We start from the raw sequence: 22,434 nt of genomic DNA, 5'->3' as shown, positions 1-22,434 counted from the left end.
GCCATGTAACCCTGTGGTCATGTGACCCCGAGGTTCCATGGACCGATGGTCCTGCAGCCCTGCGCTCCCATGGTCCGGTCGCATCCGGCCCCGCCGGAGCCTCTCCCTTTCGATCCGCTGGAGTTCATGGAATACATGGATACCCAACAGACAAACCAGGAAACGCCCGATCACGTCCTCGTCGTCGACGATGACGCGGAAATCCGTACCCTGCTGGCCGAGTACCTCAGCCAGAACGGCATCAAGGTCAGCGTCGCCCGCGACGCCACCGAAATGCGCCAGCTCTTCGACGAATCGCGCCCCGACATCATCATCCTCGATGTCATGATGCCGGGCGAGGACGGCCTCACCGTCTGCCGTGAGCTGCGTTCGCGTTCGAACGTGCCGGTCATCATGCTCACCGCCCGGGCCGACGAGGTCGACCGCATCATCGGCATCGAAATGGGTGCCGACGACTACCTCGGCAAGCCCTTCAGCCCGCGCGAGCTGCTGGCCCGCATCAAGGGCGTGCTGCGGCGCACCCGCACCCTGCCACCCAGCCTCGGCGACGCCCAGCAGGTGCGCTTTGCCGGCTGGACGCTCGATTCCGGCGCCCGCCACCTCATCTCGCCCGACAACGTCATCGTGCCGCTCTCCGGGGCCGAATACCGGCTGCTGTCGGTACTCATCCAGCATCCCAACCGCGTGCTCGACCGCAACCAGCTCATGGACCTCACGCTGGGGCGTGAAGCCACGCCGTTCGACCGCAGCATCGACGTGCAGATCAGCCGGCTGCGCAACCGCCTCAACGACGACGCCCGCGAACCGCGCATCATCAAGACCATCCGCAACGAGGGCTACATCCTCGCGGCCCATGTCGAGCGCGTGGCCTGACCTCCCGCCACCCCGGCACGCCCGCCAGACCACCGGGCGTTGCCCTGCTGCGCCCGCCCACCGCACCACACGGACCTGCAGCATGGTTTTCGGCGGTCGCAGACCCCCCGGGTGCTGCACTGCGTCAGCTCGTCATGCGGTGGCGGTCAGCCAGGCGACGTGCCCCCGCCTGCGCTGCAACACATACGCCCGTCACACGGCATCTGGCTTCCCCGGCCTGCCATGAAGCTCCTGCCCGGCTCCCTCTACGGCCGCATGGTGCTGGTACTGGCGGCCTCGCTGCTGCTGTCGCAGGCGGCCAGCCAGCTGCTCAACTTCTTCGACCGGGGCAGTTCCATCTACCGGCTCAACGCCGAACAGATGGCCAGCCGCATCGCCCGCACGGCCAGCCTCATCAACCGCATCCCGCCCGGGGCACGCAATGCCGTCGTCACCGAACTGGGCGCCAAGAGCGACTTTCGCATCCAGCTCGGCAACCAGCCCATCGACATCGAGAGCGGCTTTGCCGAACTCAACGAGTACGAAAAGAACTTTGCCGCCGACATCCGCGACGCAATGAATCCGCCACTGCTCACCACGGTGGAGATCACCCGCGCCGCCCGCGCCCAGACCCCCGACGAAGTCGAACCCCCCAGCGCCAATGCCTTCGAGAACTGGATCGCCCGGCGCTTCTACTTCCTGCTGCCGGCCACCTTCTCGGTGGTGGCCCAGATCGAACTGGAAGACGGTTCCACGGCGGCCTTCTTCGTGCGCATGCCCCAGGAACCGCTCAGCCAGGTCGAGGCCCTGCTGCCGCGCCTGCTCATCTGGGCCGCCATCATCTTTCTCATGTCGCTGTTCATCGGCCGGATGATCACCCGCTCGCTGCGCCAGCTCGATCGCGCCGTCCAGCGCATCGGCAAGAACCCGGCCGGCGGCGACAGTGACCGCCCCGTCATCATCCCCGCCCACGGCCCCATCGAGCTGCAGCGCCTCATTGCCCGCTTCAACGAGACGCAGGAGCGCATCCGGCGCTACATCATCGAGCGCTCCAGCCTGCTGGCCGCCATCTCGCACGACCTGCGCACCCCCATCACCCGCATGCGGCTGCGTGCCGAACTGCTGCCCGAGGCCCAGCGCGCCAAATTCATCCACGACCTGAAGGAAATGGAGGATCTGGTCGGCTCGTCGCTCGATCTCTTTGCCGAACTGGGCAAATCGCGCGAACGCTACCCCGTCGACATCAACGCCCTGCTCGAGAGCATCATCACCGACTGGGGTGACACCGGCACCCCCATCAAGCTGGCCGGCCAGGCCAACGCCGCCTACCCCACCGAACCCGCCATGCTCAAGCGCGCCATCAACAACCTCATCTCCAACGGCATCCGCTACGGCAACCGGGTGGAAATGAGCGTGGTCGACAGCCCGCGCCAGCTGCGCATCTTCATCCGCGACCACGGCCCCGGCATCCCCGAGGCCGACCGCGAGCGCGTCTTCGAACCCTTCGTGCGGCTGGAACCCTCCCGCAACCGCAACAGCGGCGGCTCCGGCATCGGCATGGCCATCACCCGCAACATCGCCCGCTGGCACCAGGGTGATGTCTACCTCGACAACGCCCCCGACGGCGGCCTCATCGCCGAAATCCGCCTGCCGCGCCAGACACCCGCGGCCCGGCGCTGATCGCCGGCGCCCAGGCAAGACCGCCCCATGAGGGATGGACACCATTCGCCGCATCGCCTGTATGCCTCCGGAACAGGCAGCCTCCCGTCACACCATCGCCTGTATCCCTCCGGAGCAGACAGCCGTCCCGTCACACCATCGCCTGTATCCCTCCGGGGCAGACGGCCGCCATTCATACCATCGCCTGTATATCCCTCTGAGGCAGACAGTCGCCATTCACACCATCGCCCCTGTATCCCTCCGGGGCAGCTCGTACGTTAGTGCCTGTCGGGGCAGGTCGTACACATACCACCTGCCCAACGTTTCCCCCCTTTCCATCAGGGAACTCACCATGGCTTCGAACCACCACGCATCCCGCCAGACGGCCACCGCCCACCACACCCGCCTCACGCTGCCGCGCACGGCCCATGGCCGCGCCGCCCACACCCCCACACTCCGCACGCAGGCGGCCCGCCTCGTGGCCGGCCTGATCGCCGCCGGCAGCACCGCCGCCTGGGCGGCCGGCCCCAGCGTCGATCTCGAAGCCTCGGCCAGCCAGCGTGTGCCCAACGACGAAATGCGCGTGCAGCTCGTCAAGGAAAGCAGCGGCAAGAATCTCGAAACCCTGAACACCCAGGTCATCGAAGCCATCAACGCCGCCCTCGACAGGGCCAAGGGCAGCCCCGGCGTACGCGCCTGGGCCAGCGGCATCAACACCAGCCCGGAATGGACGCAGAATGGCAAGCGTGACGGCTGGCAGGTCCGTGGCAACCTCACCCTCGAAGGCACCGATACCGCCGCCGTGGCCCGACTGGCCGGCCAGCTGGCCAGCAGCCTGCAGCTCGACGGCGTCACCTACCAGCTCAGCACGCCCCGCCGCCGCGCCGAAGAAAACCGCCTGATCAAGGAAGCCGTGGACGCCTTCCGTGCCCGCGCCGCGGCCACCGCCGAGGCTTTCGGCTACAAGAGTTACGAAATCAAACAAATTAAACTGGGCACCAGCCACCACAGCGAAGGCAACAACGACGGCGTGGTGGCTTTTGCCGCCGCCCCGCGCATGGCCAGGGACGAGGGCAGCATGCCCAGCCTGGCCGACCAGGGCGGTGACACCACCATCACCCTCACCGCCAGCGGCACCATCGAACTGCGCTGAGTCGTACCGGAACGTCCGGCCGGCCAGATGCCCCCGGGCATCGGAACGCCCGGCTGGGCAAACGCCCCCTCAGCACGAGCATATCGGGCCGGGCGGAAGCAGAGACTAGCCATGCTGCCGGCAGCAGGCCGGCCACGGTACCTCAGACGCAGCCCGGCCGCGTCCCCACGCAGTTGACCAGCTGCGCGCTCGTCTCGCGCAGCCGGTCCGACAGCAGGCTCACCAGCTTCAGCAGCACCTTGTTGCCCAGCACCGGCTCGCGCTTGAGCAGTGCCAGCAGTGCGGAGCGACTCAGCACCGCCACCCGGCACTCCGTCTGCGCCACGCACGACGCAAACCGCACCTGGCCGTCCACCATCGACATCTCGCCCAGCGTCTGGCCGGGCTTGGCCATCGCAATGCGTACCGGGAAGTTGTGGCCATTGCGGCGCACCACGTCCACCGAGCCACGCATCAGCAGCATCATGTAGTCGCCCGAATCTCCCTCGGTGATCAGCGTCTGCCCTGCATGGGCCTCATACACGTGCATCACCGCCCCCAGCAGCAGCGATTCCTTGCGCCCCAGCCCGGAAAACAGCGCCGTGCGTGCCAGCAGCTGCTGCAGGTCGGCCGCATGCGCAGCCCCGGAACCCAACAGCTTCAGTCGCCGTCCCTGCAGCGCCTCTTCCACCGACTTCGGGGCAACCGCCCCCGCTTCCTGAATCTGGTTCATCCGCCCGACCCGCTCACAATACGCAGAGAAAAGGCCCATACTGCCCCAGCCCCTCGCCCTGCGTATTGCCGGCCGCGCCCCGGCTGACGGCCGAGCAGCCGCAGGGGACCGACGGATACCGCCTGTTGCCAGACTTCCTTGCAGCGCCCGGCCTACCCCCGGCCCAGCGCCAGCCGCCGCTCGGTCACGCCCTCGGCCAGTGCCTCCAGCGCCTCCACGCTGCTGTCCCAGTCCAGACAACCGTCGGTGATGCTGCGCCCGTAAGTGGGCGTTCGACCGGCCACCAGATCCTCCCGGCCGCCCACGATGTTGCTCTCCACCATCACACCAAAAATCCGGCTGTCGCCATCGGCCAGCTGGCCCGCCACGTCGCGTGCCACCGGCAGCTGGTTCTCCGGCTTTTTCTGGCTGTTGCCGTGCGAGCAGTCGATCATCAGCCGGCAGGCCAGTGCCGCGTTGCCCGCCTCGCGGCAGGCCGCCAGCACACTCTCGCGGTCGTAGTTGGGTGTCCTGCCGCCGCGCAGGATGATGTGGCAGTCCTCATTGCCCGCCGTCGACACGATGGCCGTATTGCCCCCTTTCGTCACCGACAGGAAATGGTGCGGCTGCGACGACGCCTTGATCGCATCCAGTGCAATCCGCACATTGCCGTCCGTGCCATTCTTGAAGCCCACCGGGCACGACAGCCCCGAGGCCAGTTCCCGGTGCACCTGCGACTCCGTCGTGCGTGCGCCAATGGCTCCCCACGAAATCAGGTCGGCAATGTACTGCGGCGTGATCATGTCGAGAAACTCGGTACCCGCCGGCATGCCCATCGCATTGATGTCCAGCAGCAGCCCGCGCGCCACCCGCAGCCCCTCGTTGATGTCGAAACTGCCATCGAGCTTCGGGTCGTTGATCAGCCCCTTCCAGCCCACCGTCGTGCGCGGCTTCTCGAAATACACCCGCATCACGATCTCCAGCCGGTCGGCAAAACGCCGGCGCTGCTCCATCAGCCGCGTCGCATAATCGCGCGCCGCCACCGGATCGTGAATGGAACAGGGGCCGATCACCAACAGCAGCCGGTCATCCATGCCATGCAGAATGCGGTGGATGGTCTGGCGCGCCTTCGCCACCGTCTGCCCCACCTCCTCGCGTACCGGAAACTCGCCAATCAGATGCGCCGGCGTGACCAGCTCGGCCAGGGACAGAATACGCAGATCATCAGTCGATACCGTGGCGTTCATTCAGCAACACTCCTCTTCAAAAACGGCAAACACAAAATCATCAAACCAAAAACCAGCAGGCACACAAAAAGCAGCAAACACAAAAACCAGAAATACCACATCCCGCCGGAGCCACCGCAGCCTGCCCCTCCGGGCCGGGTAAAAAAAAACCGCCAGCTGCTGCAACGCTGGCGGTTTTCGATGTTCAGTGGAAGTCTGCTTCGCTTTTTCGTTCGGCTTCACCCGACAACAGCTTCCCCTGCCATTCCGCCTGCGGAATCGCACCAGAAGAAGCCAAAATAAAATCGGGAAAAACCCAGCATGGAACGCAAACCCCAAAAGGTGAAGTGGCTAATGTAGCCGCAAACAGACGCCGGCGTCAAACGGGAGCCGCTCGAGCACCAAACAGGGAGCCGCACCAGACAGGGAGCAGTGCTGGACAAGGAGCAGTGCCGGACAGGGGCCGGCACCAGGCGATGGCCGGCGCCGCATAGCGCCCCCCAGGCCGCTCAGGCCGTTTCAGGCCGTTCCCCCCACCGTCAGCCCCTCGATGCGCAGCGTTGGCTGTCCCACGCCCACCGGCACGCTCTGGCCATCCTTGCCGCAGATGCCGATGCCCGGGTCCAGCGCCATGTCGTTGCCGATCATCGTCACCCGCGTCAGCGCATCCGGTCCGTTGCCGATGATGGTTGCGCCCTTGACCGGGTACTGGATTTTGCCGTTCTCCACCCAGTACGCCTCCGAAGCCGAGAACACGAACTTGCCATTGGTGATGTCCACCTGGCCACCGCCGAAGTTCACCGCATACAGCCCGCGGTCCAGCGACGCCAGAATCTCGCCCGGGTCGTCCTGCCCCCCCAGCATGAAGGTGTTGGTCATCCGCGGCATGGGCAGATGCGCAAAGCTCTCGCGCCGGCCATTGCCCGTCACCGGCACCTTCATCAGGCGGGCATTGAGCGAATCCTGCAGATAGCCCTTCAGCACCCCGTCCTCGATCAGCACGTTGCACTGCGACGGATTGCCCTCGTCGTCGATGTTGAGCGACCCGCGCCGGTCGGGAATCGTGCCGTCGTCCAGCACCGTCACCCCCTTCGCCGCCACCCGCTCGCCAATGCGGCCGGCAAACACCGACGACTTCTTGCGGTTGAAATCGCCCTCCAGCCCGTGGCCCACCGCCTCGTGCAGCAGCACGCCCGGCCAGCCCGGCCCCAGCACCACGCTCAGCACGCCACCCGGTGCCGGCCGCGCCTCCAGATTCACCAGCGCCTGCCGCACCGCCTCGTCCACATAGGCGCGGATCTGCCGGTCGGTGAAGAAATCGAGATCGAAGCGGCCACCGCCGCCCGCATGCCCCTGCTCGCGCCGGCCATTCTGCTCCACGATCACCTGCACCGACACCCGCACCAGCGGCCGCACATCCGCCGCCAGCACACCGTCCGAACGCATCACCATCACGATGTCGTGCTCGGCCGCCAGTCCGGCCATCACCTGCGTCACGCGCGGATCCTTCCTGCGCGCATACGCCTCGATTTTCTGCAGCAGCCCCACCTTGTCGGCCGCCGTCAGCGACGCAATGGGGTCGGCCATGCCATACAGCAGGCCGGGGGGCACTGCATCACGTCTTCCCCGGTCGCCACGGCCATTCGCACGGGCACCGCCCGACAAAGCCTGTGACAGCTGTGCCGGCGTCAGCGCAGACGCCCGTACACCACGCCCGCTTTCTGCGCCGGACACCTGGCCAGCCGTACCCGCAGCACCGGCCGCACGCACGCGCCCCGAACGGCCGCTCTTCGCAATCGTGCGCGTGGCATCGGCTGCCGACATCAGCGCGGCGGCATTGATTTCGTCCGAATAGGCAAAGGCCGAACGGTCACCGGCCACGGCACGCACGCCCACGCCCTGCCCGATCGAGAAACTGCCCGACTTGACGATGCCCTCGTCCAGACTCCAGCCCTCACTGCGCGTGTACTGGAAATACAGGTCGGCATAGTCCACCCGGTGCTCGAAAATGCGCCCGATGGCCCGCTCCAGATCGGCCTCCACCAGCCCGCCCGGTTCCAGCAGGAACGCCCGCGCCACCGCCTGCGGATCGGCCTGCTGCACCACCTCGCGCGCCGTACCGGTACGACCTGCCGCATGCGCCGCCGGTGCACTCCGGCCACCTTTTGCAGACCGCCTGCCGGATGTACCGGATGCACCGGATGTACCGTTGGGAGAATCCTTCCTGCCTTTTCGCGTCATCTCTGCCTTCATCAACATTCACAATATCCTCAAATCCCTGACGCCACCCCGGATCATCACCCGGCCGGCACGTCACCCCGTCCGGTACCGTTTCCCGGCCAGACGACACACGTCAAACCAGGCATCACGAATCAAACCGGACGGCACATCTCAGATCACCCGGTGCCGCAGCGCCGGCAGACTCTCGCGCACCTGCGCCGTCCGTTCGGTGTCCAGATCGGCCACCACCACACCCTCGCCTTCCGGCAGCACCGCACATACTTCGCCCCATGGATCCACCAGCATCGAATGCCCCCAGGTGCGCCGCCCCGAACCCGGGTGCGTGCCGCCCTGCCCCGAGGCCAGCACCCAGCACTGCCCTTCCACCGCCCGCGCCCGCAGCAGCAGTTCCCAGTGCGCCTGCCCGGTAGTGTAGGTAAAGGCCGCCGGCATCACCATCAGATCCAGCGGCGCCATCTGCCGGAACAGCTCCGGAAAGCGCAGGTCGTAGCAGACCGCCAGGCCCACCCGGATCGACGCCACTTCATTCTCGTCTGCGCCTCCCGGAGCCCTCATCCTCGCAACAGCCCTTGCCGCAGCCCCCACCGGCACATCCACCACCACCGGCGTGCGCCCGGCATGAATGGCCACGGATTCATCATACGACTCCTCGCCGCGCTGGAAACCGAACAGATGAATCTTGTCGTAGCGCGCCAGCCGCTTGCCGTCGGGGCCATAGACCAGCAGGCTGTTGCAGATTTTATGGATCTTCGGCGACTTCAGCGGCACCGTGCCGCCCAGCAGCGTAATGCCATGCTGCCGCGCCGTGACCGACAGAAAATGCTGCAGCGGTGTGTCGGCCTCCGGCTGCTCGCCGGCATCGACCTCCTGAATGCCCAGCTTGTCGCGGTCGTTGCCGCTGATCAGGCAGAAATACTCCGGCAACAGCACCACCTGCGCCCCCTGCGCCGCTGCCTGCGCCACCAAACGCCCCGCCGCCTCCACATTGGCCGCCACATCCGGCCCGGACACCATCTGCACCGCCGCTACCCTGATCTTCATCGAAATCCTTCCAGAAACCCGCATACCAATACCAGTTGCCCCTGCATCCTAACCCAAAGCCGGCTGCGGCGTGACACCGCGCATCACCTCTTCCCACGGCATGTGCAGGCAAGCCTTCAGGGCACCATCCGTACGCTCCCCGCCCATCCCGGGCTGCTGCTGCGCCCGGCGGGCAACAACGACCGCCCGGCCCGAAACGGATGCGGCATCCGCACCACAGTGCCACAGTGACTCCGGTCCATTTTGCCGCGTGCCCTACCTGCCCATGCCGGGCGAGCCTCCACGAACACGCACCAGACCTTTCCAAAGACTCACAGCCACCGTCATGAACACGACGGGTACCGCGGCCCATCACATCGCGAGACTCGAACATGGCACAGAAGCCCCATATGACGAACAACCCGCACGCAGCCGCCCACGCGGCCGCCGTGCGCAACGCCCAGGCCCAGGATGACGCCCTGGACCTGCTGCACAAACGCACCGCTGCCAAACGGCAGCTGGAGCAGCCTACCGCCACCGAACAGCCCGACGCCGAACAGCTGGCCGACGCCTCCGCCGCCCAGGCCACCGACGGCACGCTGCTCGTTGCCTCGGCCGAAGGCGCAATGGCCGCCTCCGGTGGTGATGCCGCCGCAGGCGTCGTTGGTGCCACCGCAAGTGCCGATGCCGCTTCGGCTGCCGGCGTGGGTGCCGCGGGCGCCGCCGGTACGGGTGCTGCCGCCGGCACGGCCGCCGCCGTCAGCCCCATGGCCATCGGCCTGGGCGTGCTGGGCGTGGCTGCCGTGGGCGCCGCCGCAGGTGGCGGCGGTGGCAGCAGCAGCGCCCCGGCCCCCAGCGCCCAGGCCAAGCCGGGCAATGACCAGCTGGCCCAGCAGGAACCCGGCAAACAGCCGAACACGAACCCGCAGACCCCCGCTGACGGTCAGCCCAAGGCCGACGCCGACAAAACCGGCACCGACAACGGCAGCCAGCAACCTGGCAACCCGGGTAGCACCCCGTCCGCCGAAGCCCAGCCCGGCGGTGACACCCCGCCCCCGCAATCCGGGGCAAGTGGCCCCGCCATCGCCCAGGGGACGGCCAACGCCCCGAAAGTGGCCGTGGACGGCGAGACCCGTCTGACCAACGCAAAGGCGGCCTTCGAAGCGGCCAAGCCCGCAGGCTATGACGGTGAAGTCAAGTACATCAAGATCACCCACATCGAATCGTCGCATGACGCCAAACACCCGAATGCCCGGGTCGTGCGCTGGGGCAACGACGATGGCAGCGACAAATCCGCCGCTGCTGGCGCCGACCATGACGCTCAGGGTCTGGGTGGCGTCCATGCCTCGTTGACTCGTCTGGCCAGCGTCGTCAAGGCCGAAGCGGTGAATGCACAGGCAGGGGACGCAGACGACAAGGGCGGGACCGTGAACGCCAAAGTCGACGCAGAAAACGGCAAGGCCGCCGCCGGCGGCGAACAGCCTGTCAAGCTCACCGGCTACGAAGTGATCACCAGCGACAAGCCACTGACGCTTGCCGAAGCCCGGGCAGAAGCCACCAGGCTGGGTGGCAAGCTGCTGGAAATCGACGATCAGGACGAACTGATATGGCTGCAGAGAAACCTGCTGGGCCGGCTGTCGGAAGAAAGTGGCACGCGTCCGGCCTGGATCGGCAACAACAAGGTTGAGCTGCCGGATGCCGACCCCAGCAAAGACAACGCCCTCACCCTTGAAGGTGACAAACCTGCCAACTTCAAGGTGGTGCCGCAGCATGAGGCCGGAGAGAAACTCAACCGCTTCGTCATCGAATACGATGACTACCAGGTCCCGCTGACACTGGACGGCAACCCCGTGGTTGAAGGCCAGATCATTCACGCCGACGAGTTCGACCGTCTGGTCTGGAACGGCAGCCAGAGTGAAGCAGGCACCATCCGGTACATCGCCATGAATGGAGACGGTGACGATGCCAAAGAACTGCCGAATGCGAAGGAAGGCAGCATCCACGTGACCGAAAGCGCGGACGTGAAGGCCCCTGCCGCACCGGTCGCCCCGTCCCAGCCTGCCCCACAGGCCAGCCAGGGTGAGGTCAATGACAAGGAGCAGCCTGCCGGCAGCAACAAACCGGGACAGAACGCCAACCCGGACGCAGACAACAAGCTGCCGGGACAGGAGGGCCAGAACAACCCAGGCAACAAGACGCCAGCGCCACAGGATAACCTCCAGAACGGCCATGGCAACGCCGGCCATGGCGGCCATCAGGACAGCACGCCGGCCCATCAGGATGCGCAGGGCCAGGGTGGTACGCCCCCGGGCGGTTCGGTCCAGGCTGGCTCCAACACGGGTGGTTCTTCAGCCAGCGGTTCGACCTCGAACGGCAGCGGATCCGGCACGGTGCACGGGGAGGTGACGCTTCCCAAAGCGCCGATCTACAACGCCGACCACCAGACAGCCGAGGTTGGTTACAACGACAAGACAGCGAAGATCGACGCCCACTTCTTCAAGGGCGACATCTACGCCCAGCAACCGGATGCCGTGAAGATTCTGAACGGCGGTGGCCATCTGCTGTTCAAGGGCAAGCCGGTAATCGACGGTGAGACCATTGTCCCGAAAGCTGACTTCGACAAGGTTGCGTGGGATGCCCGCAATGCGGACGGTGGTGAATTCCACTTCATTCCGGTCAAGGCGAATGGCGAGCACATCCCGGAAGGCGAGATCGATGGCAAGATCGACGCCCAGACCATCCGCATCCACGAAGCCGCGGCCCCGCTGCCTCCGCGCTATCCGGACGGCAACAGCCAGACCACCCACGTCGGCCATGACAGCGTGCAAAAACTGGACGCTGACCTGTTCAATGGCTCGAACGGCGAGCGCAAACCCGCGTTCATCAAGATCACGGGCTTTGAAGAAACCGGCGCCACCGACGACAACGCCCATTCACCCCTGACGCTCAACAAGGGCGGTGTCGCCGCCACGGAAATCTCCACAGCCAATGGCAGCAACCTCGTCCGGCAGGCCGACTTCCAGAACCTGCTGTGGGACACCAGCACCAACACCGGTGGCACCATCCGCTTCATCCCCGTGGACCAGAATGGTGACCCGCTGCCCCACACTACGGAGCAGACCATCCACATCTCGGAAATGTCGGACCAGCCCTACTACGGCAACGATGGCCAGAGTGTGAACGTTGCGCACGACGAGGCATCCCATGCGCTGAAAGCAGAGATCTTCACCGGCAAGGACGGCAAGGTACCCGAAGCCGTGAAAATCGACTACATCGTGGACGGCAAGGGCAACCCCATTACCGGTGCCGCACTGACCGTGGGTGAAGGCGACAACGCCAAAACCATCGAGGCCCGCGACTTCATCGACAAGGCCGATTTTGCCAGGGTGCACTGGAACGCCTCCCTCGCCGAAGGCGGCCGGTTCCGCTTCACGGCCGTGGATGCCCAGCACCAGGACATTCCCGGGCACGTCCAAAACCGCACCATCACGATCGTGGAGGCACCAGCTCCGGCTGCCAACAGCGGGGATGAACACGCGGCAGAAACGACCCAAACCGGGGAGCATGCGGCGGTGACGACCCAACATGAACATCAGTCGCAGGAGGCGGAGCAGCATTCGCAGGAGGATAAGCTGACTCCCCCGCCAAAACAGGAAGGAGAAAAGACGGATACCACGACGACGGATACCACGACGCCCGAAAACGGCCAGAAACCGGCTGCTGGCGAGGAACAGCATCCAGGCGCGTCGGGCCATGATTCGCAGCCGTCAGGCGAAGAATCGGGCACGCCGGGCTCGGCCCCTGCGGGCGGAAAACCGGCTGAAGGGGCTGGCCATGGTGCTTCCGAAGACCCGACTGGTAGTCAGAAGCCGGCCGGCGAAACGGGCGTGGGCGGCGGCGTTCAAAAAGACGCGTCGGATCAACAAGACCCGAACGCCACGCAGTCACAGGGGACTGATCCGAAGGGAGAGGTAGTAACGGAAGACCATTCCAGCGACCCCAAAGCCAGCAGTACGGTCCCGGGCGGGGAAAAACAGGAATCCGATTCGGACAAGGCATCTGGTGATCCGTCTGATAAGGGCCATGCGCCCCCCGTCTCCGACCCGCCAGAAACTACCCACAACGAGAACCCTTCGGGTGGGCAGAACGCGGTGAATCAAAGCGGGCAAAGTGATAGCGATAGCGGCAAAGCCAATGTGGGCGGTGGTGACCAGCAGGGCAACACTGGGGCTACACAAACCCACCAGGCAGAAAGCGCCGTGAACGGTCAGTCCGGTTCGGATGGCGTGTCGGAACTGCGACATGAATCCGCCGCACACTCGCCGCGCTCGGTCCTGAAATCCGTCCACGCCCTGCAGTTCGACGACCTGCTCAGCGACGACGGCCAAACCTACGGTGAAGCCCCCGCTCCGGCACACGACAGCCTCTACATCCACAGCAGTACGGATATGGGCCATCTGGTGCCGATGAACCCGGAGGTGACCCACCTGTAAGGCGCAGCCCCTCCTCCCTGCCCAGTCTCCCCTGCTGACCGCCCTGTGTGTCCGGCAGGGGGGCATCCGGCACCAGGCAACAGGAGCCGGAACGAGGGCAGGACGGAGGCAAAAACACAGGCACAGACACCAGAAGGGCCACCGCTTGTACAGGGTGGCCCTTCTGGCGTCTGGCATTGGCCGATCTCTGAGCCATCGCCCCTATCACAGACATCTGAGCGGTTCTTCCCCACGCCTCAGCTGTCAATCAGGGGGTAGCCCTCAACGGCCAGACGGTCGCTCACTGCAGCCGGAACACCTCGTCCAGCGTCTGGGCCGACAGGATGCGGTGCGACCAGTGCTTCAGCTCGTCCAGGCTGGCCGAAGCCAGACGGCGGGTGACCGCCTCGTCCAGCGGCCCGAAACGTTCGGCCAGCTGTTCTGCCAGCGTCTGCTGACGGCCGTCGAGGACGCCTTCCTGCCTCCCCTCCTGCAGTCCTTTCCGCAGCCCTTCCTGCCGGCCTCTCCTGATCAGCCGTTCAGCCAGTTGATTCATGCGTCGTTTCTCCTGTGGATACAGCCGTTTGTACAGTTGCCGCTCGGCGGCATCGAGTTTCAGCCAGGTCTGGATGATGCCCAGATACTTGAACAGCTGGTCGGGGTCCGGTTCCAGTGCCAGCAGCCCCTGCCAGGCCTGACCAAACACCCGAACCCGGGCCTCCGGGGTGTTGGGGTAGCCCATCATGACCGTCAGGATGCGCACAGCGATGTTGGGGCTGTGAGCATGGTCCAGCGCATCGAGCATGGCCAGATGACAGTGCGGGACGCGAAACGGCAACGGCTGAACGTAGTCGCCACCCACGGCCATCTCCACTTCCATTGTGCCACGCTTCAGGGAGATGACAATGGGGATCACCCGCCGGGTGCCCTCCCGGCGCATCACTCGCACCGTGTACCCCAGCAGCCGCTCCGGGTTGAAGCGGGAGGGTACGGTTTCTTCTTCCAGCAGGAGGATCAGATCCTCCCGGGAACGGTCCCGCTCCCTCTTCCCCGTTGTCCACCAGACAACTATTAGCCACCGCATATCACGCCGGGCGGGCCACATCGACCACTCATGCCGCTGCCCGGGCAAAGCCCCGGGGAGAGGGTCAATATGGTCGGGAACGCCCAGTCCCGTGCCGTCCCAGCTCGCTTGGTTCCTTTCTCTTTTCGGACACACGGAAGCCATTCGGCACGGGCGTTTCTGGTCGGAAGATGCCGCACCGTTGCTGGCGTCCCGGAGACACAGTCCATCGAGAGTCCAAAGCTAATATGGCAACCCAGAACCACGTAACGAAACACCCGATCACCACTGGCAACGCCGTCCGCAAGGCCGGCACCGCCCAGGCAGATGACGCCGCCAAACTGGCCAAAAAAGTCGAAGACCAGGAAGCCGAACAGCTGGCCCAGGCCGAACAGGCCGGCGCCGTGCAGGAAGTCAGCGCCATGACCGTCGCCCAGGCCGAAGCCGCTGGCGCCATGGCCGCCGAAGGCTCGATTGGTGCCGTGAGCGCCGAAGCCGCCGCCGGTGCCGCCGCTGAAGCGGGCGCAGCCGGTGCCGCCGGTGCGGGCGCCGCTGGTGCTGCAGCCGGCGCGGCCGCTGTGAGCCCTGCCGTGATTGGCGCAGCCGCCCTGGGCGTGGTTGCCGTGGCAGCCGCCGCCAGCGGTGGCAGCAGTGGCGGTGGCAGCTCATCCTCGAACAATGGGCTTGCCACGGACAAACCGGGCAACAACAGCAATGCCGGCAATAACGGCAATGCTGGCAACGGCGGCAACAATTCCGGCGACAATGGCGACGCCACGGACAAGCCGACGGAGCCTACGAAACCTGCAGAAGGGCAGAAACCGACTGATCAGCCCAAGCCTGCAGATGATCCCAAACCGACAGAAGACCCCAAGCCTGCCGATCAGCCCAAGCCCGGGGAAAACTCCACGCCGGGCGAGCAGCCAAACCCCGCTGAACAGCCCAAGCTGGTAGAACAGCCTGCCGAGGCAAAGGCCGCCGACAACGGCCAGCCCCTGATTGCCGAAAGCGGCGACACCAAACTGGGTGACGTCGTTGCCAAGCTCTTCGAAAAGGCTGCGGGTGAAGGCAAGACCGTCGAGTACATTCGCATTGGCCACATTGTTGCGTCCGAAGGCCAGATCGAGGCCGACAATGAAGTTGGCCCACGCGTGGTTCGGGAAGTGGAAGTGCCAGTCGGAAAGTCCGCCACGACAGTGACCAAGGCCGACACCGGCACTGTGGTGTCTGACAGTGACGAACAGGGTGAGGCTGCCGGCGCAGCCAAAACGACGACGGTGTTCACCGCCTATGAGGTCGTCAAGACCAAGGATCCCGTCACCCTCGAACAGGCCAAGGCAATGGCCCAGAAAATGGGTGGCCAGCTGGCCGTGATCGACGATGCCGACGAAGCCAAATATCTGGCCGAAAACCTGAGAGGCACCATGGGCCACCAGGGCGAAGGCACGGGAGGCGTACCGGACAACAGCGAGGCTGCCTGGATTGCCTCCAGCAAAGTGGCCGGCACGGGTGTGGATGCCACCAAGCTGGACGCCATGATCCGCACGGGCAACGACACGCCAGAGGCACCGGTCAAGATCGAAACCATCGACTTCACCGGTGACAAACTGAGCCGCTTCGTGGTCGAATACCCCGACTACAAGTCGCCGCTGACCCTGGATGGCAAGCCGGTCGTTGATGGCCAAATCATCAACAAGGACGAATTTGACAAGCTGGTGTGGGATTCGTCGCGCAGCGCACGCGGCCAGATCACTTACGAGGCCGTGGACAGCAACGATGCCAAAACGGCCAAGCCGCTGGAAGGTGCCCAGAAGCAGACCCTGACGCTGACCGAATCCTCCACCGTCGCCCACACCATGGCACCGGAAAAACCGGTCGCGCCCCCTGCCCCGCCGGCTCCTCCCGCACCTGCCGATCAGGGTGGTGAGGCCGGCAATGGTAACGGTGGTAACGGCCAGGGCAATTCGGGCTCAGGCAGCAATGCGTCTGGAAATCAGAACCAAAGTGGCAACGCCTCGGGCCAGGGCAACGAAACCAACCCGACCGTCACAAAACCCGCCTACCCGGAAAGCAAAAATCAGTCCGCCAATGTCGACCATGACAAGGTAGATGCTGCACTGGACAAATCGCTGTTCATTGGCACAGATCCGAGCAAGGCTCCTGCCTTCATCAAGGTCACCGATATGAAAGAAACCGGTGACACCAAAGAAGATTCGAGCGCTCTCTACTTGAGCAAGGTGGACGAAAATGAACATGCCCACAACACTTACTGGGGCGACCCGGCCAAGGGCGATTTCATCGTTTCCAAGGAAGACTTCGACAAACTGAAGTGGGATTCCGCCCAGAACACCGGTGGTACGTTCAAGTTCCAGGCGCTGGATGCGAACAAGCAAGCCATCGGCGACGAGCAGACTGTCACCATCAGCGAGAAACCGGCCGAGAATCCGAACAAGCAGGATGATCCCAACAAGCAGCAGGATCCTGCACAAAACCAGAACCAAGGCAGTTCGGGCAACGACCAGAAACCAGGCAATACCACCACCGACGATCCGAAAAAGCAACCGGGCACGTCGGAAGAGCAGAACCAGGGCAATTCGGGCTCAGGCAGCGATGCGTCCGGAAATCAGAACCAAAACGGCAACGCCTCGGGTCAGGGCGGCAATACTTCTGGTCAAACCGGCGGCGCTTCAGGCCAGAGCGGAAATGGCCAGGATCAGGGTGGCAAGGTCCCCGGCCAGAATGAGCAACAGCCCCCGGAAAAACCCGCTGCGTCCGAAGACAAAGCCGGTGAGTACCCGAAAAATGCCGAGCCCGTCAAGGTAGTGCACAATGCCGAGTCCACACCGTTCGACAAGGCAGTCTTCGGCGGTGCAGAAGGCAAGGAACCGCCTGCCGTGAAGATTCTGCACGTCAAGGGCAGTGGTGAAAGCGATGTCCAGGGCCTGTACAAACTGGTCAACGGCAATCCGGTCGCTGTTGAGCCCAATGAGATTATCAAGCAGGCCGACTTCGACAAGCTGGTCTGGAACGCGACCCATGGCGATGGCAACCACACCATCACCTTCGTACCGGTCAAGGCCGATGGCGGCGCCATGACAGGTGCGACCGAGCACACCGTCACCGTGCAGGAAGCAGCTGCCCCAGCCGCGCAGGAACCGCCGACCCAGAGTGCAGCAGAGCCCAAGGTTGGAGTCTATGGCGATGCAACCACGATCAATCTGACGCACGATCAGGCTGCCAAGAAGATCGAAGCCTCCGTCTTCAAGGGAACAGACCCCAGCAAAGAACCGGCTGCCGTCAAGATCATCTCGGTTGATCAACAGAACTTTGGCAACGACAACGCCTGGGAGCCGGTTGGCGGGACCAAGCCGGCATTTGGCAAGAGCGAGCAGTATGATGACAACCTGGGTGTCAATAAAGTTCTGCTGAACGCAGACTTCGACAAGGCTCAGTGGAACGCCGCTTTCGACAATGGCAGCGGCAACTACCGTGTCGTCTTCAAGCCGGCTGATGCCAACGGCAACGTCATTGAAGGTGCCACGGAGCAAACGCTCTACATCCATGAAGCCGCTGATAAGCCTGTTTATCCGGCACAGCTGGAAGTGCAGAACGTTGCGACAAACAACGGCGATGTGCACGTGAATCAAGCCCTCTTCAAAGGCGACGAGCCCACCAAGGCGCCTATGTATGTCCGTATCACCAGCATTGCGGAAACAGATGGGGAATCGGCTGATCACAACGTGCTGTTCCTGAAGAATGGTGAAAAGGTCACCCATGAGTTCAAGGCTGGCGACGCAACGCCTACCGGCACCCTGATTCTCAGCGTAGAGCAAATGGGTCAGCTGCACTGGGATGCTGCACACAACAACGGTGGCACCTTCAAGTTCAAGCCCCTGGGCGGCGACGGGAAGGACATCGAGGGTGCGGAGGAACAGACCGTGACGGTAACGGAAGCCCCCGCACCGGCCACCTCTGGCACACCATCCAGCGACAGCACCAACAGCGGCGTACAGGAAACTGGTGATACCACGGGTAGCGGCGGCTCTGCAACCGAGCCCCCCCCGGGAGGCACGCCCTCCAAACCCGTCATCCAAAATGAAGGAAATCCGTCTTCGGATGATCCTTCCACAACCGCAGCGCCAGGTAAAGATCCCGCCGGAACCAAACAAGCGGATGCCGACGCTACTACTGAGGGGGCTAAACCCAGATCCATCAGCGCCAAGTCTCTGTTCAGCAGCCCGGGCCACGAGTCGGCAACCGATAGTTACGACGTTGCCAGCCTCGAACCCAGCACCAAACTGATCGACCAGCTCCACCATGAACTGACTCAGGGCTGATTTCTCCCCGAACGCAGACCCACCCTCCCCCGCCTAACAGCCCCGGAGGGCCGGGCTCCCGTTCACTCGGGCTGCAGCCGGCAGGCACCCGTGCCCGCCCAATCCCTGCAGCCCCTTTCAACCGCACAGGTTCCGCCGTCTTCCCGCCGGTGCCACCTGTGCGGTTTTTTCATGTGCTATCGCCACCTGTCGGCGCGCCTTACGACCCGTACCTTTTCCGGCCTGCCAACTTTATCCACACAAGGCCAGATGGCCTATGCCGTTATCCATCTGGCCTATATTCACACCCGCACCGTTCTGCTGAAATGCCCGCGCTGTCTTTCATGAACAAACCTTTGGGCACTGGCATGAACGCATCCCCTTCCCCACCCATCAACCACGACAGGATCTTCAAGAACCTCGTGCAGGACTATCCCCAGGCCGCGCTGGCCTTCTTTGCGGCCGACGAGCACATCGGGCTGGACGACGACATCGAGATTACCTTCCTTGGTCAGGAACCACCCGAGACGGACATGACCGAGGGCAAGCTGATTCTCGACATGCCTATCCGGGTACGCTGGCGGGACGGTTCCCGGGAGGACCTGATCATCCTGCTGGAAGAAGAAACCGTACCCTCCCGCTTCAACCCGGAGCGGCTGCTGGGGTACACGGTGCGGGTGATGCGGCGGGAACAGACCCGGCACATCGTACAGATTGTCATCTCCGTCAAGCGTGGCACAATGGAAGAAGGCCTCACCCTCGGCGGAGACCACGTAACCACGCTGCAGTTCGGCTTCCTGCGCTGCCACCTGCCCGACCTGCGGGCGGCGGACTACGCCCACAGCGCCAACATCGCCGTACGCATCCTGACGGCCCTGATGGACTACCCCAACACCCCGGAAGCCCGGGTTCGGGTGTATGGTCAGGCCTGGCAGGGGCTGCTGGAACTGGAGCAGGATCCCGACCAGCTGGTCAAGTACCTGGGCATCATCCACACCTACCTGAAACTCGACACCACAGAGCAGCAACTGTACGCTCGGCTGTACCCACAGGAGAAACGACACATGAACCAACTGGCAGAAAGCTGGATCGAGCAAGGCTGGCACAAGGGACTGCAGGAAGGACGGCAGGAAGGCCTCCTCGACGGCCGCCAGCAGACGCTGGCTGAACTGCTGACCGAACGCTTCGGTCCTCTGGACGAAGCCGTCACCCGCCGTCTGGCCTCGGCCAGCCTGGACGAGCTGAAGCACTGGTCGCGCAGGATCCTGTCGGCCCAGACGCTGGACGAGGTGTTCCAGCTGCAATAGGGCGGGTACGACAGGGCGTTTCATGGACTTCTGCGCCCCCGCGCAGCGTCCATCCCGCCCGGTGGCAGGTGCGACAATCCCGCGTGCAACTGCCACACGACACGACGGTCACGCAGCAGCCCGGCCGCACAGCGCCCACTGCCCTTCCGGCGGTGGAGGCTGTGCGGTTTTTTCATGCCCGCACCAGCCGTCACCATTTCAGCCGGTGATATCCCCGCGCCACCATCCGGGCGCGTGTCATTTTCTGGCTGCGTTCATCGGCACCACAAGCCCGCCCGAACGCCCCTGCTCCACAATGTGCAGAAAACATATAACGATGGGCACATACCAACCAGACGGTGCCCTTCATGTCCGCACATTCCGCTTCCGCCCCGACCAGCCAGCAGGCAACCCAGACCAGCACCCGGCGCGTTCTCTCCCAGCCCGGCTCGACACGTTCCGGCGATGCGAACCGGTACGCCCCCGAGGATGACGCCTACGGGCAAGGCAGACACGAACAACACAGGCACGAGCAGGACACATACGGGCAGGAAAGCCACGATCAGGAAGCCCAGCCCCAGGACGAACTGGCCTACCGCGACGATGGTGCCGGCTGTTACCCACTGAATCCGGTACTGCTGGATAAGGCGGCTGCCAATGCCACGGCCGATGCGTCTCTGGCAACGGCCAGTGGCGTAACCTCCAGCGCGATAGTCGCGAACGTCACGGCCGCAGAGGGCTCCGCTACGGGGGCTGCCGGCATCGGCCCTATCCCCGCTGGCCCCGCAAATGCAGCCGGGGCCGCCAGGCCGGCAGGGGCCGCTTCTGCCACTGGCAGCCCGGGCTCCGCAGCGGCCAACACCAACAGTATCGCAACAGCCGGGGCCGAACATGCCTTCAGTGCAATGGACCTCGCTGTGGGCAGCGCAGTCATACTTGGCGGCGTGGCAGCGGTTGCCAGCGGCAACAGTTCCAGCCTCGGCACGCTGCCTTCGACATCGCCGGTCCAGCCCGGTGCACAGGGAACAGGGAAACCAGAACACGCCGTCCGTCATTGCCCAGAACGGTGAAGCCGCCACTACCCTCCAGCATGACAATATCAGGCGTGACGACTCGAACGGCACCGTCAACGGCGCCGGCGACCCCGACTACACCGGCGCCGGCAGCACCGGAAACAGCGCAGCCGGCACGGATGCCCCCACGTCTCCTGCCAGCACTGACACGCCTGCGGCCGGTACTGAAACACCGCCAGCCAGCACTGGCACACTGCCAGCGAACGCTGAAACCCCACCTGCCACCCAGCCCACCCCGCCCGCGCAGACCGAGGCCGTCACCGGCCCCACCTACGCCGCCGCCTCGCAGCGCACCACCGTTGCCCATGACCAGCTCTCCACGCTGGACAGCAGCCTGTTCACCGGTACGGATCCGAAGCACCTGCCGGCCTACATCCGTATCAACCGCATCACCCGTGCAGACGGTACCCAGGGCGATGCAGACCTGGTCCTGCGCCCGGCCGATGGAACGGGGACGCACAGCCCGTGCAGGCGGGTCAGGAAATTGCGCTGGCCGATCTGGGCCGTCTGGCCTGGAACGCACGCTCGTCGCAGGGCGGCACGCTGACGTTCACCCCACTGAACGCAGATCACCAGCCCTACAGCGGCACCGAAGCACAGACGCTGGGGATTCACGAATCACCCACGCTGCCCGTCTACTCCGAAACCTCACTGACCATGCTGGTCCCGCACGATGGTCAGGGTACCCTGCAGCAGGCGCTGGAAGGCACGGATGACAGCCAGGCACCGCCGATGATCCGCATCGGTACCATTCAGGAGATGTACGACACCGACACGGAACACAGTGCCCTGTACCTGCAGGAAACCGGCGGCACCCGCGATGAACTGCACGAAGGGGACACCGTGTCGCAGGCGCACATTGCCGGCGTGGCACCACAGACCGTTCAGATTCATGAATCGCCGGAGGCGCCCACCTGGACCACGGACACCACCCACCTGAAGCTGCCGCTCAGTGGCGAGTTCCATTTTTCGGAAGAGATCTTCACCGGCACCAGCACAGCCCATGCGCCCGCCTTCATCCGCGTTGCATCGCTGACCGGCGCCGATACGGCATCGGGTGCCGCCGCGCCCACCCTGGAACTGCGCAAGGATGACGGCAGCGTGACCACGATAACCACGGGCAACGACGGTACCGTGATCAGCCGGGAGGATTTTGGTCGCCTTCACTGGAACGGCCATGGCAACCAGGGCGGCACCTTCCTGTTCGAAGCGCTGGACGGCGACAAATTCAACATCATCACCAGCGAAGGCGTGCTGTCCGAACACCGTGTGCAGATGGAGCCCGGCAGCAGCCAGATCACCTACATCATCGAGTCCGCCCCCATCGGCCAGCCCCTGCTGCTGGACGGGCTTCAGCATTCAGTCCCTGCGCTGATCTGACT

General features: G+C 64.6%; 14 protein-coding genes. 8 read left to right on the top strand and 6 right to left on the bottom strand.

Features of this window, described 5'->3' with window-relative positions; translation table 11 throughout:
* Positions 1–126 precede the first annotated feature (126 nt).
* From EHV23_RS00415 to EHV23_RS00405, 3 genes are all read left to right on the top strand, one after another.
* A complete protein-coding gene (locus tag EHV23_RS00415) occupies positions 127–873 on the top strand; it encodes a response regulator (protein WP_125094229.1) in 747 nt (248 codons plus the stop codon).
* Positions 874–1,095: 222 nt separating this feature from the next.
* Complete coding sequence (locus EHV23_RS00410) at positions 1,096–2,532, top strand: sensor histidine kinase (protein WP_125094228.1); 1,437 nt, start codon at positions 1,096–1,098, stop codon at positions 2,530–2,532.
* 331 nt (positions 2,533–2,863) lie between these two features.
* Positions 2,864–3,664 (top strand): SIMPL domain-containing protein, encoded by an 801-nt coding sequence (locus tag EHV23_RS00405; protein WP_158615758.1) that lies wholly within the window; start codon positions 2,864–2,866, stop codon positions 3,662–3,664.
* Positions 3,665–3,806: 142 nt separating this feature from the next.
* Here the strand turns inward: EHV23_RS00405 and EHV23_RS00400 are convergent, their stop codons facing one another.
* The 5 genes from EHV23_RS00400 to EHV23_RS00380 all read right to left on the bottom strand — a co-directional run bounded on the left by EHV23_RS00400 (position 3,807) and on the right by EHV23_RS00380 (position 8,887).
* Complete coding sequence (locus tag EHV23_RS00400; RefSeq protein WP_125094226.1) at positions 3,807–4,376, bottom strand: cyclic nucleotide-binding domain-containing protein; 570 nt, start codon at positions 4,374–4,376, stop codon at positions 3,807–3,809.
* 152 nt (positions 4,377–4,528) lie between these two features.
* On the bottom strand, positions 4,529–5,602 hold the full coding sequence (locus tag EHV23_RS00395) for a 3-deoxy-7-phosphoheptulonate synthase (RefSeq protein WP_125094225.1): 1,074 nt from the start codon (positions 5,600–5,602) through the stop codon (positions 4,529–4,531).
* Positions 5,603–5,824, bottom strand: a complete 222-nt coding sequence (locus EHV23_RS00390; protein ID WP_125094224.1) for a hypothetical protein — start codon at positions 5,822–5,824, stop codon at positions 5,603–5,605.
* A 276-nt stretch (positions 5,825–6,100) separates the two neighbouring features.
* Complete coding sequence (gene tldD / locus EHV23_RS00385) at positions 6,101–7,840, bottom strand: metalloprotease TldD (protein WP_238990215.1); 1,740 nt, start codon at positions 7,838–7,840, stop codon at positions 6,101–6,103.
* 132 nt (positions 7,841–7,972) lie between these two features.
* Complete coding sequence (locus EHV23_RS00380) at positions 7,973–8,887, bottom strand: carbon-nitrogen hydrolase family protein (RefSeq protein ID WP_125094223.1); 915 nt, start codon at positions 8,885–8,887, stop codon at positions 7,973–7,975.
* A gap of 365 nt (positions 8,888–9,252) precedes the next feature.
* Between EHV23_RS00380 and EHV23_RS00375 the strand changes: the two genes are divergently transcribed.
* Positions 9,253–13,335 carry a C-type lectin domain-containing protein gene (locus EHV23_RS00375; RefSeq protein WP_125094222.1) on the top strand — a complete coding sequence of 1,361 codons (4,083 nt, stop codon included), beginning with the start codon at positions 9,253–9,255 and terminating at the stop codon, positions 13,333–13,335.
* 280 nt (positions 13,336–13,615) lie between these two features.
* On the opposite strand, the gene EHV23_RS00370 is transcribed toward EHV23_RS00375, so the two are convergent.
* Complete coding sequence (locus EHV23_RS00370; RefSeq protein ID WP_125094221.1) at positions 13,616–14,230, bottom strand: RpnC/YadD family protein; 615 nt, start codon at positions 14,228–14,230, stop codon at positions 13,616–13,618.
* Positions 14,231–14,568: 338 nt separating this feature from the next.
* On the opposite strand from EHV23_RS00370, the gene EHV23_RS00360 reads away from it, so the two are divergent.
* The 4 genes from EHV23_RS00360 (at position 14,569) to EHV23_RS00345 (ending at position 22,432) form a co-directional block, all read left to right on the top strand.
* Complete coding sequence (locus tag EHV23_RS00360; RefSeq protein ID WP_158615757.1) at positions 14,569–18,714, top strand: hypothetical protein; 4,146 nt, start codon at positions 14,569–14,571, stop codon at positions 18,712–18,714.
* A gap of 347 nt (positions 18,715–19,061) precedes the next feature.
* Positions 19,062–20,000: an RpnC/YadD family protein gene (locus tag EHV23_RS00355; RefSeq protein ID WP_125094219.1), complete on the top strand. Its 939-nt coding sequence runs from the start codon at positions 19,062–19,064 to the stop codon at positions 19,998–20,000.
* 993 nt (positions 20,001–20,993) lie between these two features.
* Positions 20,994–21,599: a hypothetical protein gene (locus EHV23_RS00350; RefSeq protein WP_125094218.1), complete on the top strand. Its 606-nt coding sequence runs from the start codon at positions 20,994–20,996 to the stop codon at positions 21,597–21,599.
* Positions 21,518–22,432 carry a hypothetical protein gene (locus EHV23_RS00345; protein ID WP_125094217.1) on the top strand — a complete coding sequence of 305 codons (915 nt, stop codon included), beginning with the start codon at positions 21,518–21,520 and terminating at the stop codon, positions 22,430–22,432. The genes EHV23_RS00350 and EHV23_RS00345 overlap by 82 nt, the downstream gene beginning before the upstream one ends.
* Positions 22,433–22,434 lie beyond the last annotated feature (2 nt).

The sequence above is a fragment of the Lautropia dentalis genome, assembly GCF_003892345.1.
Lineage (GTDB): Bacteria > Pseudomonadota > Gammaproteobacteria > Burkholderiales > Burkholderiaceae_E > Lautropia > Lautropia dentalis.
Note: the sequence above shows the minus strand (reverse complement) of the source record. Positions and strands in the feature narration are given on the sequence as shown.

Bases quoted from the DNA above. Each gene is read 5' to 3' on its own strand.
- EHV23_RS00415 (WP_125094229.1), top strand. From the start codon at position 127: ATGGAATACATGGATACCCAACAGACAAACCAGGAAACGCCCGATCAC.
- tldD (WP_238990215.1), bottom strand. From the start codon at position 7,840: ATGTTGATGAAGGCAGAGATGACGCGAAAAGGCAGGAAGGATTCTCCC.
- EHV23_RS00400 (WP_125094226.1), bottom strand. From the start codon at position 4,376: ATGAACCAGATTCAGGAAGCGGGGGCGGTTGCCCCGAAGTCGGTGGAA.
- EHV23_RS00395 (WP_125094225.1), bottom strand. From the start codon at position 5,602: ATGAACGCCACGGTATCGACTGATGATCTGCGTATTCTGTCCCTGGCC.
- EHV23_RS00360 (WP_158615757.1), top strand. From the start codon at position 14,569: ATGCCGCACCGTTGCTGGCGTCCCGGAGACACAGTCCATCGAGAGTCC.
- EHV23_RS00355 (WP_125094219.1), top strand. From the start codon at position 19,062: ATGAACGCATCCCCTTCCCCACCCATCAACCACGACAGGATCTTCAAG.
- EHV23_RS00380 (WP_125094223.1), bottom strand. From the start codon at position 8,887: ATGCGGGTTTCTGGAAGGATTTCGATGAAGATCAGGGTAGCGGCGGTG.
- EHV23_RS00405 (WP_158615758.1), top strand. From the start codon at position 2,864: ATGGCTTCGAACCACCACGCATCCCGCCAGACGGCCACCGCCCACCAC.
- EHV23_RS00375 (WP_125094222.1), top strand. From the start codon at position 9,253: ATGACGAACAACCCGCACGCAGCCGCCCACGCGGCCGCCGTGCGCAAC.
- EHV23_RS00410 (WP_125094228.1), top strand. From the start codon at position 1,096: ATGAAGCTCCTGCCCGGCTCCCTCTACGGCCGCATGGTGCTGGTACTG.